The 12,637-nt window shown below is 55.0% G+C and carries 13 protein-coding genes; 5 read left to right on the top strand and 8 right to left on the bottom strand.

What is annotated here, in order from left to right:
• Positions 1-71: 71 nt before the first annotated feature.
• From VI25_RS06555 to VI25_RS06540, 4 genes are all read right to left on the bottom strand, one after another.
• Complete coding sequence (locus tag VI25_RS06555; protein WP_045688641.1) at positions 72-1,367, bottom strand: nucleotide sugar dehydrogenase; 1,296 nt, start codon at positions 1,365-1,367, stop codon at positions 72-74.
• 70 nt (positions 1,368-1,437) lie between these two features.
• The gene (locus VI25_RS06550) at positions 1,438-2,037 is read right to left on the bottom strand and encodes an acyltransferase (RefSeq protein WP_045688642.1); all 600 of its coding nucleotides are present in this window, start codon (positions 2,035-2,037) and stop codon (positions 1,438-1,440) included.
• Between the two features lie 164 nt (positions 2,038-2,201).
• Positions 2,202-2,483 carry a hypothetical protein gene (locus tag VI25_RS23965; RefSeq protein WP_152981522.1) on the bottom strand — a complete coding sequence of 94 codons (282 nt, stop codon included), beginning with the start codon at positions 2,481-2,483 and terminating at the stop codon, positions 2,202-2,204.
• Entirely contained in the window at positions 2,459-3,058 is a 600-nt protein-coding gene (locus VI25_RS06540; RefSeq protein ID WP_055562363.1) for a N5-glutamine methyltransferase family protein, read from the bottom strand. Before VI25_RS06540 ends, VI25_RS23965 begins: the two co-directional genes overlap by 25 nt.
• Positions 3,059-3,218: 160 nt before the next feature.
• Between VI25_RS06540 and ribD the strand changes: the two genes are divergently transcribed.
• The 3 genes from ribD to VI25_RS06525 all read left to right on the top strand — a co-directional run bounded on the left by ribD (position 3,219) and on the right by VI25_RS06525 (position 5,824).
• Positions 3,219-4,295 (top strand): bifunctional diaminohydroxyphosphoribosylaminopyrimidine deaminase/5-amino-6-(5-phosphoribosylamino)uracil reductase RibD, encoded by a 1,077-nt coding sequence (gene ribD, locus VI25_RS06535; RefSeq protein ID WP_045688644.1) that lies wholly within the window; start codon positions 3,219-3,221, stop codon positions 4,293-4,295.
• 60 nt (positions 4,296-4,355) lie between these two features.
• Complete coding sequence (locus VI25_RS06530) at positions 4,356-4,838, top strand: GAF domain-containing protein (protein ID WP_045688645.1); 483 nt, start codon at positions 4,356-4,358, stop codon at positions 4,836-4,838.
• A 71-nt stretch (positions 4,839-4,909) separates the two neighbouring features.
• Complete coding sequence (locus VI25_RS06525) at positions 4,910-5,824, top strand: carboxypeptidase-like regulatory domain-containing protein (RefSeq protein WP_045688646.1); 915 nt, start codon at positions 4,910-4,912, stop codon at positions 5,822-5,824.
• 72 nt (positions 5,825-5,896) lie between these two features.
• On the opposite strand, the gene VI25_RS06520 is transcribed toward VI25_RS06525, so the two are convergent.
• The 4 genes from VI25_RS06520 to VI25_RS06505 all read right to left on the bottom strand — a co-directional run bounded on the left by VI25_RS06520 (position 5,897) and on the right by VI25_RS06505 (position 10,405).
• Entirely contained in the window at positions 5,897-6,577 is a 681-nt protein-coding gene (locus VI25_RS06520) for a phosphatidylserine decarboxylase family protein (RefSeq protein ID WP_045688647.1), read from the bottom strand.
• A 222-nt stretch (positions 6,578-6,799) separates the two neighbouring features.
• The gene (locus VI25_RS06515; protein ID WP_045688652.1) at positions 6,800-8,089 is read right to left on the bottom strand and encodes a Glu/Leu/Phe/Val family dehydrogenase; all 1,290 of its coding nucleotides are present in this window, start codon (positions 8,087-8,089) and stop codon (positions 6,800-6,802) included.
• 244 nt (positions 8,090-8,333) lie between these two features.
• Positions 8,334-9,281 carry a phosphatidate cytidylyltransferase gene (locus VI25_RS06510; RefSeq protein ID WP_055562362.1) on the bottom strand — a complete coding sequence of 316 codons (948 nt, stop codon included), beginning with the start codon at positions 9,279-9,281 and terminating at the stop codon, positions 8,334-8,336.
• 80 nt (positions 9,282-9,361) lie between these two features.
• Positions 9,362-10,405, bottom strand: a complete 1,044-nt coding sequence (locus VI25_RS06505) for a CPBP family intramembrane glutamic endopeptidase (RefSeq protein WP_055562361.1) — start codon at positions 10,403-10,405, stop codon at positions 9,362-9,364.
• 137 nt (positions 10,406-10,542) lie between these two features.
• On the opposite strand from VI25_RS06505, the gene dusB reads away from it, so the two are divergent.
• Together dusB and VI25_RS06495 are read left to right on the top strand one after the other, a co-directional pair.
• Positions 10,543-11,532 (top strand): tRNA dihydrouridine synthase DusB, encoded by a 990-nt coding sequence (gene dusB, locus VI25_RS06500; protein WP_045688649.1) that lies wholly within the window; start codon positions 10,543-10,545, stop codon positions 11,530-11,532.
• Positions 11,533-11,661: 129 nt separating this feature from the next.
• Complete coding sequence (locus tag VI25_RS06495) at positions 11,662-12,621, top strand: DMT family transporter (RefSeq protein WP_055562360.1); 960 nt, start codon at positions 11,662-11,664, stop codon at positions 12,619-12,621.
• Positions 12,622-12,637 lie beyond the last annotated feature (16 nt).

Here is a 12,637-nt window from a genome sequence, read left to right as displayed (position 1 = left end):
CTTGCGAAAGTAGAAGTGAGAAGAGGTCATTAGCACAACAATTTATCAGACCAGCAACTCACCACTTTACCTTACAGGCTCCAGTAAACGAGGTCCTCTATCTTGTTGCGGAACAAGCCTTTAATGTCAACTACTACCGCTGGCTGGTTAGTGATGGACTTAAAGTACGCCTCATCCAACTCTAGGTAGGGCTGGTGGCTAACGGCTACAATAATAGCATCGTAATCGGTACGCACTTCGTTTTCCGGTGTGAGGCGGAATCCGTACTCATGGTGCAGTTCCTCCGAGTCAGCGTGCGGATCGATGATATCCACATTAACAGAGAAGTTTTTCAGCTCCTGGATTACGTCTGCCACTTTCGAGTTGCGGATATCTTCCACGTTCTCTTTGAACGTAGCACCCATCACCAATACGCGGCTTTTAGCGACGTCTTTCCCCTGCTTAATCATGGTCTGCACCGTCTTGCGCGCGATGTAGGCACCCATGTTGTCGTTGGTGGTCCGTCCCGACAGAATTACTTTCGCATCATACCCGAGTTCTTTGGCCTTGTAGGTCAAATAGTAAGGATCTACCCCGATGCAATGCCCCCCTACCAAGCCGGGCGAGAATTTCAGGAAATTCCACTTGGTACCAGCTGCTTCCAGTACTTCGTAGGTATTGATGTTCATGCGGTCAAAAATCATCGACAGCTCGTTCATCAACGCAATATTCACGTCGCGCTGGGTGTTTTCGATGATCTTAGCAGCCTCTGCCACTTTGATGCTGCTAGCACGGTGCACGCCCGCTTTTACTACCAGCTCGTAGGTTTTGGCAATTTCTTCCAGCGATTCGCCGTCGCAGCCTGCTACTACCTTCACAATGCTAGAAAGCGTATGCTCTTTGTCGCCGGGGTTGATGCGCTCAGGTGAGTAACCCACTTTGAAGTCTTCGGGGAACTTCAAGCCCGACAGCTCTTCCATTACGGGAATGCAGTCCTCCTCCGTGCAGCCGGGATAGACGGTGCTTTCAAACACAACGTAGTCGCCTTTTTTCAGCACTTTGCCTACCGAGCGGGAAGCGCCAAGGAGGGGCTTCAAATCAGGCTGGGCGTGCTCATCAATAGGCGTTGGCACAGCTACTACGTAGAAGGTAGCCTCACGCAGTACATCCAGAGAATCTGTGAACTCAATGTCTGCACCTTCGAAAGCACTGGCCTCCAACTCGCCGCTTGGGTCAATGTTGTTACGCATCATCTCCACGCGCTTGGCATTGATATCAAAGCCAATAACCTTGATTTTGCGGGCAAACTCGAGGGCAATGGGCAGGCCTACATAGCCGAGGCCGATAACGGCCAGCTTGGCCTGTTTTTGGAGAAGTTGTTCGTACACGACGTAGGGTCTTATGAACTTAAAATCTTAGATATTGACTACTGAAAATCTGAAAAGCAACTGCTTTACGCTAGCTGTAGGAACTCATGCGCGAGACTTTCCCCTCTAGCAAGCGGTAATTTTCTTTGCTTTCGGGACAGGTAGCATTGCCTTCGGCATCGAAAGTTAGTCGGTGCCCATACGCGCTAACCCACCCACGAGGCCGAGCGGGATTACCATACACAAGGGCATAAGGAGCTACATTTTTCGTTACTACTGAGCCCGCGCCAACAAAAGCATGTTCACCTAACTGCACACCACATACAATGGTGCTATTAGCCCCAATGCTAACGCCTTTCTCCAAACGAGTAGGCAAGTAGTGCGCAGGTCCGCGTCGCGGCACGGCAGCGCGAGGCGTACGAACGTTAGTAAACACGACCGAAGGTCCCAGAAACACATCATCGGCGCACTCTACGCCGGTATATAAGCTCACGTTGTTTTGCACCTTTACATTACGACCTAGTCGTACGCCATCGGCTACAAACACATTTTGCCCTAAGGAGCAGTCCTCTCCCAGCTCAGCGCCGGCACTTACATGCGTGAAATGCCAAATACGACATCCATTACCAATACGGCAACCTTCGTCGAGGACGGCGGTAGGATGCGCAGTATACGCCGGAGGCTTATTCATACCGGAATGGTGGATGAGCAGATTTTCAGCCTGCAAAGGTAGGAGATTTGCCAGTTCGGGGCGTAGAAGTTTGGTCGTTTACACGATAGTCGTGCGGCCAAGCAAGTAATATGCCTAAAAGGGGGCCGTAGCATCTACTTTTTACACGCTACTCACTGGTTGCTCTATACTGGCCAGGTGGCCCGCGCTATACGCATCTTGCCAAACAGATCAGCATGCGCGGTGGCCTGCTGATACCCTAAGGCAGTAAGCAGGCGTACTGTTTCAGCGGCGTACTGCTCATTAATCTCAAAATAGATGTTGCCCCCAGGCCGTATTAGCGTGGTGCCTAGTTCAGCAATGCGGCGGTAGAATAGCAGCGGATCATTATCGGGTACAAAGAGGGCCGCGGCGGGCTCGTAGTCTAGCACGTTGGCACGCATTAGGGGGCGCTCCTGCTCCAGCACGTAGGAGGATTACTTACAAGGACATCCAAAGGAGCGGGAATGCGGGGCGCAGCATGCAGAATATCAAGCTGTTGAAATTCGATGCTTACGCTGCAGCGTGCAGCATTGCGACGGGCTACTATCAATGCTTCAGCCGAAATATCGACGGCCGTGAGGCAGCTCCCGGGCAACCCTTGGGCAAGTGCAAGTGGAATACATCCACTACCTGTACCAATATCTAACACCTGAATGCCTGCTTTGCCGCGCTGTTCCTGCAATATCAACGCAACCAGTTCCTCGGTTTCGGGGCGTGGGATAAGTGTGGCGCGAGTTACTTCTAGCTCTAGGCCGGCAAAATGGGCTACCCCCAGCACGTACTGCAATGGCTCATGACGTAGGAGGCGCTCTTGTATAGCTGGGAAAGCGGTCAGCTTATCTATTGGTACCACCTCGTTAGCCTGCATCCGCCGCTGCAAGGGTGAGAGGCTCAATACATGTTCTACTACCTGCCCGGCCATTGCATCTGCCTCCGATGCAGGATAGATAGCTTGCAGGGAGGCTGACAAATCAGTGGTAAGCTGGCGAAGAGTAGACATACCGACAAAAGTACGGCACCTGCACCGGATGGTACTATTACGCCTACTTAGCTAGTAGTAGACTTCACGAAAGTCATCAGTAGGCGTGCCGTAATAGTACGAGCCAGCGCTGGCAAAGTAGAAACTACTCTATCTTCACCGCCCCACCAATTTCCGCCCTATGTCTCTCACCGACCTCGACCACCTGATGATGCGACGCGCCCTTGACCTTGCCCGTTTGGGCGCTGGCCACGCTCGTCCGAACCCCATGGTAGGCTGCGTTATCACCCACGAAGGCCGGATTATCGGAGAGGGCTGGCACCAACAGTACGGCGGACCACACGCAGAGGTGCATGCAGTAGCGGCCGTTACGCAGCCTCATTTACTCCCGCAGAGCCGGGTATACGTTACACTGGAACCGTGCTCCCACTTTGGCAAAACTCCACCCTGCGCCGATTTGCTTATTGCCAAGGGAGTAGCAGAAGTAGTCGTCTGCAATCTTGATCCTAACCCATTGGTGGCAGGCCGAGGCCTCCAGAAACTTCGGGACGCTGGTATTCGGGTGGAGACCGGAGTGCTAGAGCAGGAAGGACGCTGGCTTAACCGCCGATTCTTCACTACGCAGGAGCGGCAACGGCCGCATGTGGTGCTTAAATGGGCGGAAACGGCTGATGGGTACCTAGCTGGTCCTTTTTTTCAGTCTGTAGCTATTAGCGGAGAGTTGGCGCGCGTGGCAGTGCACCAGTGGCGTACAGAGGAGCAAGCTATTCTAGTAGGTACCCGAACTGCCTTGCACGACAACCCCCACCTGAACGCGCGCGCCTGGCCTGGCCCCGATCCTATTCGTCTCGTCATCGACAAAAATCTGTGCTTACCTCTCTCCCATCACCTGTTTGATGGCCGTCAGCCCACAGTTGTTTTCACATATCGGGAGCGGCAAGCCAAGGAAAACTTAGACTATGTTCGCCTTTCTGAAGCGGCTGACTTATTCCCCCAGATTCTGCAGCACTTGCACCAGCGGCAGGTGCAGTCGGTTCTGGTAGAGGGGGGCACCACGGTGCTTTCCTCCCTGCTGAAAGACGGCCTGTGGGATGAGGCTCGCGTGATTCGGAGCCAGCAGCGGTTGGGCAATGGCATAGCAGCACCCCGAATGGGTATGATAGGATTACAGGAGCACTTCCACTTGGGGGATGACGAGGTATTTATCTTTCGGAACGAAAACTTACATAGCGTCACACCAGTTTCGTCTGTTTCATAGCAACCTAGGAGCAGCTTGGTGGCCTCATCCTGACCGCCTGCTCCTTACTACTTTTTACTCATGGCCGAAGAACTTCACCTCGATACCACCGTTAGCAAAGCAGAGCAATACCGTCAGTTGCTTCCCCAAATAGAAGCACTTACCTCTGGCGAACCTGATTTGACAGCCAATTTAGCTAACACGGCCGCAGCGCTACGCCAGGCGTTCAACTTCTTTTGGGTGGGTTTCTACCTAGTGAAAAACGAAGAACTAGTCCTTGGGCCCTTTCAAGGGCCTATTGCCTGCACGCGCATCCGGCGCGGCAAAGGAGTCTGCGGCGCAAGCTGGGAGCAAGCTGCTACCATCCTCGTGCCCGACGTAGAACAGTTCCCGGGGCACATTGCTTGTAGCTCTGATTCCAAGTCAGAAATTGTGGTGCCCGTACTAAAAGATGGCCAGGTAGTAGCCGTGCTGGATGTGGACAGCGACCAACTGAACGACTTCGACTCCGATGATCAGCAAGCCTTGGAGCGGCTCATGCCGCTAGTAGCATCGTGGTTCTAAACGTATAGCTTGCCCGCTACACGCAGGCTTATAGCTAGTTGTTAATCTTACTCCTGTCTCGGCCATTGGGTATGCGCTTTCTCACCCTAGGGTTCTTCGTAATCAGCCTGGGAAGCTCATGCACTAGTTGGGCACAGACGACTACCCTGCAGGGGGTAGTCGTGGCCGCTGGAACCAAAGAAGCTGTTCCTTTTGCGGTGGTAGAGCTGCGTAGCAAAAAGATAGGCACTCAGGCCAGCGCAACGGGCGGCTTCACTCTCCCCTTACCACAGGCGCTAACCGCTTCTGACACTATTCACGTATCGGCTTTGGGGTATGTGGCGCAGCAGTTCGCGGGCGTCACCTCCCCCTGCAAATTAGTGTTGTTGCCCCGGGCGGTTACGCTCGAGGAAGTGGTGATTCGTGCACCGGTAAGTGGCAAGCAAGTATTCGGGCCTACCGCTCGCAAAAGCCACGCCTCTTGGGGCTCTACAGGTCGAGCTGCTGAGCGAGGCGGGTTTGAGGTAGCTCGTTTCTTTCATCCCGCTGCTGAAGGCACTATTCAGCGGGTGGCTTACTTCATTAGTGCCCATCAGGAGTGTAAAGGCCAATCTGGAGCTCCCTTTCGAGTACGGGTATACGCAGCCGACGGCCCTGATGGGATGCCTGGCACCGACCTTCTTACGACTACCATGCTTACGGCGGCGAAACGCCCGGGCTGGCACACAGTAGCCCTGAACTCTGGTATCCAGTTTCCAGCCCAAGGCTTTTACGTAGCCATGGAATGGGTGTATACGGCCCCTCAGTTCTCCTGCAGCCGCACCATAGTATCGTCGGGCCAGCAAGCAATCCATATCAGCTACGGCCAACTGCTAGGGTGTATAGAAGAGGAAAAGCAAAACTGCTGGTACTACTCTCCTGGCTACGGGTGGAGGCAGCACCGCTGGCCTGCAAGCCACAGCAACGGATTTATAAACCCATTAATCCAAGCACAAGTAGAGCTATAAGATAAAGCAGCGGCCTTCCCTGATGAGGAAGGCCGCTGCTTTAGTAGGGCTTGATTGGGATATGCCTAGGAATTAGAACAACCCAGGTGTGGTGGCTTTTAGCTGAGCCACGATGGTCTGACCGCCTTTTACTTTCTCGCCAATCTGTACTTTCACTTCGGTATCTACTGGCACGAAGATGTCTACGCGGGAGCCGAACTTGATGAAGCCAAACTCCTCGCCTTGGCTTACTTCGTCGCCCTCATTCACGTACCACACAATGCGGCGGGCCATAGCCCCCGCAATCTGCCGGAACAACACAAAAGGACCAGCCTCCGATTCTACTACTACCGTAGTGCGCTCGTTCTTGGTGCTACTCTTGGGGTGCCACGCAACCAGGTAGTTGCCAGGGTGGTACTTGAAATAGCGCACAATACCCGAGATAGGGTTGCGAGTAATGTGCACGTTAATCGGCGACATGAAGATGCTGATTTGCTTGCGCACGTCATCAAAGTATTCCGGCTCATGCACGTCCTCAATAACCACCACTTTGCCGTCGGCTGGTGCTATTACCAAGTCCTCATGCGTAAACAGGCGCCGGGCTGGGCTGCGGAAAAATTGCAGCAGTGCCAAGAATACAATGACCGAAACGCCCGCAAAGACTTTGTTAAAGTCATTGTGCTCAGCGTTGATCCGGAACAGGAGCAAGTTGACAGCCAACAGGGCCAACAAGGTAAAGAACAGAATACGTCGTCCTTCTTTGTGAATCTTCATAAATCGCAGATTGACGCGGCATGTAGGAACTCAACAGGCGCCGGCGTCGGTCAATCGAACAGTAAAACTGGTACGTAAAGTTGCCAGGGGCAAAGGAAAGGAGTTGTTGTCAGCAGATAAAAGCAACCCGGGCCGTACGGTCCGGGTTACTGGGCAAACAAATATAGCAGACAGTATACGTTAGATTCTGCGAATTTGTGCTACTCGCAGAATGATAACGGTTTAGAAGCCACCGCGGAACTTATACGTCTGGGCTACCTTGTCAATGGCTACCACGTAGGCCGCAATGCGCATGGGGATGTTATACTTCTGGCTGGTCTGGTACACTTTCTCGAAAGCGTCGGACATGATACGGTCGGCGCGCTCCGTTACCATTTCCTCCGTCCACTTAAAGCCCTGGCGGTTTTGCACCCACTCGAAGTAAGATACCGTTACGCCACCTGAGTTGGCCAGAATATCGGGCACCACCATAATTCCCTTCTCATTAATGATAGGGTCGGCGGAAGCGGAAGTAGGGCCGTTGGCACCTTCTACAATCAGCTTGGCCTTGATATCGTGGGCGTTGTGTTCGGTAATAACGTCTTCTACTGCGGCAGGTACCAGTACGTCAACGTCAGCTGTTAGCAGTTCGTCGGCGTGCTCCATCAGGGCAGCACCCGTGAAGCCATCAAGGCGGCCTTTATGGGCATTTTTGTACGCTACGGCCTCGTCGATATTGATGCCGTTCTCATTCCAATACGCACCGCTTACGTCAGATACGCACTTGATTTTAACGCCCTGCTCACTCAGGAGCTTAGCTGCCCAAGAGCCTACGTTGCCGAAGCCTTGCACCGCCGCCGACGCCTGGCGGGGGTCCATACCCAGCTTTTTCATGGCTGCCAGCGCCGATACCATTACGCCACGACCCGTAGCCTCCGTGCGGCCCAACGAACCACCCATTACCAGCGGCTTGCCGGTAACTACGGCGGGCGAGGTAGCCCCTACGCGCTTCGAGAACTCGTCCATCAGCCACGCCATCTCGCGCGGACCCGTACCCATGTCAGGAGCCGGAATGTCGCGGTCGGGGCCAAATACGTCTTTCATGGCCATGGTGTAGCCGCGGGTCAGACGTTCAATTTCGCCGGCGCTCATGGTGGTAGGGTCGCAAATAATGCCGCCTTTGGCACCACCGTAGGGCAAGTCAACCACGGCGCACTTCCACGTCATCCAGGCGGCCAGGGCTTTCACCTCGTCCAAGTGCACATTCTTATCGTAGCGGATACCGCCTTTGGAGGGGCCCAGGATGGTGTTGTGCACTACCCGGTAGCCTTCAAACACGTGCACCTTGCCATCGTCCATGGTCACAGGAATATGCACAATAACCTGCTTATCAGGCGCTTTCAGTACATTGTAAGTTTCGTCGTCGAGACCCAAGATTTCAGTTGCCACGTTGAAACGTGACATCATAGATTCCAGGGGATTTTCGGCATCGACGCGGGGAGCCGGTTCTTTGTACACCGTGGTGGCAGCCATACGGGTGAAGGAATTGGGGTGGGTGAATAATATAACGGCGTCCAGTAGCGGTGGGAGCAATGGTCGCGCGCGGAAAAATTTGGGTGGGCAAAGGTAGCAGGTTTACGTGGAGTTGGGGGCTTGCGGTTCACTTAGCATATTACCGCATCCTACTACTCCAGCCGTAGCACACGGCCACCGTGCTGTTGAACGTAAAAAGCCAGCGCGTGGGGGCACTGGCTTTTTATATTTTTGTTATACCCGACTATCCCCAGATTAGCTGGAGCAGGGCCAGCACTGGTAAGATAAAAAGGAAGGCATCGAATCTATCGAGCAGCCCGCCGTGCCCAGGCATGATGCGGCCGGAGTCTTTCACGCCTATACTACGCTTGAGCATGGATTCAGCTAAGTCGCCGAGCGGGCCGAAGATGGCTACTACCCCCGCCACTACCAAGCGGAATGCCAGTGAAAGCTCGGGCAGCAAGTAGCCCAGTGCCCAACCCATTGCCAGTGTGAGCAAGAACCCGCCGATGGCTCCCTCCCAGGTTTTACCGGGCGAAATTTTGGGAGCTAGCTTGTGCTTACCGAAAGTTTTGCCGGCCGCGTATGCTCCAATATCTGAAGACCATACCAGTAGCAGCAGGGCAAAAACCCGACGGTAGTCGTAGCCTTGGTTACCGAAAGCTACTACATTGAACAGGCTCATTGGCAAACTCACGTAGAGCAGTCCCAGTAGTGCTACCCCAACGTTGGCAAAAGGGGCTAGCTGTTGATTCTCACGCGGCCACGCGGCCATTTCCCGCAGAATGAGAATGATAGGCAGCAGCAGGATAACACCCAGCAACGCTTGCCCAGCAACGCGTAAATCACCTACCAGAACAAGGGTATGAAAACCAGAAGTATCCGTATCAACTCCTAGCGCCTGGCTTAAGGCGTACACACCCACAAAAATCAGCAAGCTGATGCTGCCGCCCAGGATAGCCCCGGGTTTATAGCCTACCTCGCGCATCATGCGGTAGAACTCCCACAGCATGCGCATCTGCACCACGGCAAAAAATAGGGCGAACGTCCAGGCGCTATACCACACACTGCCTAGGAGCAGGGCAGCCCCAATCAGGCCAAAAATTATGCGCTGAGCTAAGTTTGACATGGGCGGCTTGCCCGTGGGAGGTTCGGCGGGTGGGGAGGGGATGGGGGCGGGAGAAGTAGACACGGGAAATGGGAGAAATAAATACCAAGCAACACTAGCAAGCACCGAAAGCAGGCGGCGCTCCTACATGACGGGGCGTAAAACTACAATTTGGTGGCGTCCACGCCGTGATGATTGAGGGTGCGCCCGCCCGAAGCAGCGTGAGCAGTGGCTGTCGCTACGCCCCCGCTACTTAGCGTGTGCATTTCGGTAGGCTCCTCGGCAATAGGATACGCTAGCATGCGGCGGCGCAACGACCAAAGCAGGCTCGCACAGAGTACCAACGATGCTACTACCCAATACCACGCCATGCTTTCCGTCGAGTCGGGGTCGAAATCGGTGCTGGTCCACTGGCGTTGTTGGTTGTAGAGCAGCACTAGCTGGAAGGCGTTTTGAGTGAAGTGCGCGGCCATGGGCACCAGAATGTTACCGCTCCACAAGTAGAGGTAGCCAAACACGAGGCCCAGAATAAAGCGCGGGAAAAACCCAAGTACTTGGAAGTGAATAGCGCTGAACAGCAATGCCGTTAGCCAAATAGCGGCTTCTGGCGAGCCAGACAAGCGGGTAAGTTGCCGTTGCACTACGCCTCGGAATATGAGTTCTTCGCCAATGGCTGCACCCGCCGCAATAACTACCAGCGCTATAATAAAGCGGCCCGTGGTAGTGAAGCGCGTGAGGAATCGAGTGAGTTCCTGTAAGCGGGCTTCGGTGGCACGCGCTTCGGTTTCCCATTCCGTCAGAAAGCTTGGCAGGTGCAAGTTGGTGTTCCACTCCATAATGGCCGTCATGAGGGGAAGGGAAGCCAGCACCAGCACCATGGCCCCCAGCAGCCAGCCTACTGGAATGCGTCGGCGCGGGAAAAAGTAGCTTGATAAAGATGCCCCCTGAAGTGTGGGCAGCAGCAAGCCTCCTCCCACAAAGCCTAAGTAAGCCGTAGCTCCTTGCACCAGCATTATAATGGCCCAGCCGTAGGGTGAAGTAGCGGGCTGGGTCATGATGCGCTGCACCTCCAGCATATTAATCCCATACGCGAACTGACAGACGGCGAACGTCAGCAACAGGCCCACGCACCAGCCAGCAAACACCAGCCCCACGAGCAGAAGCAAGGTAAGAAGTGGATGCAACCGGCTAGAAACGAAACCTTTCATAGGAAGTTGGTGCTTAGAGCGTGATACGTGGTGCTCAGGTGCTGTTTTTACGGGCTCAAGGCCCAGGTGCTAAGCACCAAGCACTACCGACTAAGCACTAAGTCGTAAATTTGCGCAAAATACTAGAATAGCCTGCCGTGGTACACATTCGTAACATTTCCCTGCCTGATTTCCCCTTGCTACTCGCGCCCATGGAGGACGTATCGGACCCGCCGTTCCGGGCGGTCTGCAAGCAAGGCGGGGCCGACTTAATGTATACCGAGTTTATTTCTTCGGAAGGCCTCATTCGGGCGGCCGCCAAAAGCCGACAGAAGCTTGATGTATTCGACTACGAGCGCCCCATTGGTATTCAGCTTTTCGGCTCCGATGTGGAAACCATGGGCGAGTGCGCCCGCATCAGCACCGAAGCTGGTCCCGACCTAATCGACATCAACTACGGCTGCCCCGTAAAGCAGGTAGCCTGCCGGGGAGCCGGCGCAGCACTGCTGCGCGATATTCCTAAGATGGTGCAAATGACCGCCGCCGTGGTGAAAGCTACCCACCTGCCCGTGACGGTAAAGACCCGCCTGGGCTGGGATGACACCACCAAGAACGTGGAGGAAGTAGCCGAGCGCCTTCAAGACATTGGCATTGAGGCCCTCACCGTTCATGGCCGTACTCGCGTGCAGATGTACAAGGGCGAGGCCGATTGGCGCCTAATTGCGGCTATTAAGAATAACCCGCGCATTAAGATTCCCATCTTCGGCAATGGCGACATCGACTCGCCTCAGAAGGCAGTGGAGTATAAAAACCGCTACGGGGTAGATGGTGTGATGATTGGCCGCGCGGCGATTGGCTACCCCTGGATTTTCCGGGAAGTAAAGCATTACGCGGCCACTGGCGAGCTGCTAGCCCCGCCCACGGTAGAGGAGCGGGTGCAAGCCTGCCGCTTTCATTTTGAGAAGAGCTTGGAGTGGAAAGGCCCACGTGCGGGCATTTTCGAGATGCGCCGCCACTATGCCCAGTACTTCCGCGGCTTAGAAGGTGCCCGCCAGTGGCGCACTCGCCTCGTGGACAGCAACGACCCGGCGGAAATTCACGCCATTATGGACGAAATAATTGCCGCCGAGCCAGTATTGGTAGCCTAGTTCTCCGGCTAGCCGTCCTGCACGGGTAGTCGAAGGATGTTGTTGCGTTACCCGCTCAACAGCATCCTTCGACTACCCGTGCAGGACGTACCTTTTTAGTATTCTCCGTCGCACCACCCGCTCACCTTTATGTCCACTGCCCCCGCCCCGGCTGTTACTACTGCCCCTCGTCAGCCAGCCGTAGCGCCACCCCCACCCCACCGCACTCCCACCTCGGCCTGGGTGCTGCTGATTGTATTGGCTACCATCTGGGGCACGTCGTTCATCTTGATGAAGAAAGGGTTAGTGGTGTTTTCGGCGCTAGAGTTGGGAGCAACGCGGGTAAGCGTGGCGGCGCTGCTGCTGCTACCGTTTGCCCTGAAGCACATCGGCAAGGTAGAGCGCAGCCGTTTCAAGTGGCTGGTACTGAGCGGTGTCGTGGGCACGCTGGTCCCGGCCTTCCTGTTCGCCTACGCCGAAACCCGCCTGGCATCGGGCCTGGCGGGGGTGCTGAACGCACTGACGGCCGTATTTACCTTGGTGGTAGGAGCCGCCCTGTTTGGTCAGAAGCTCACGGGCTTGCGGGTACTGGGCATTGGCCTAGGGCTGGTGGGTACGGTAGTGCTCATGCTGCTGGGCGGTAGCGGCGGCGATGCTACCCCCTCGGGGGAAAGCAATGCTTGGTACGGCCTCTACATAGTGCTGGCAACGATGGGCTATGGCGTGAGTGTAAACGTCATTAAGCACCACCTGCACGGCATTCCGTCGGTAGCCGTTACGGGCCTGTTGCTGCTTTTTATTGGCGGACCGGCGTTGGCTTACCTGCTGCTCGGCACTCAGTTTCTACACAAGCTAGCCACGGTACCTGGGGCCTGGACGGCCTTCGGCTATATTGCCCTCTTAGCTACCATGAGCACGGCCGTAGCAATGGTGCTTTTCAATAAGCTTATCCAAAGCTCCACGGCGCTATTTGCCTCTTCTAACACATACCTAGTGCCCATTATGGCCCTTGGCTGGGGCTTACTAGATGGCGAGCAGTTCAACCTTTGGCACTTGCTGGGCATGGCAATTATCCTCGTGAGCGTGGCCATTATCCACCGGGCGAAGTAAGCCCCAGCCTTCTGCT

Source organism: Hymenobacter sp. AT01-02 (assembly GCF_000961955.2).
Classification (GTDB): domain Bacteria; phylum Bacteroidota; class Bacteroidia; order Cytophagales; family Hymenobacteraceae; genus Hymenobacter; species Hymenobacter mucosus.
Note: the sequence above shows the minus strand (reverse complement) of the source record. Positions and strands in the feature narration are given on the sequence as shown.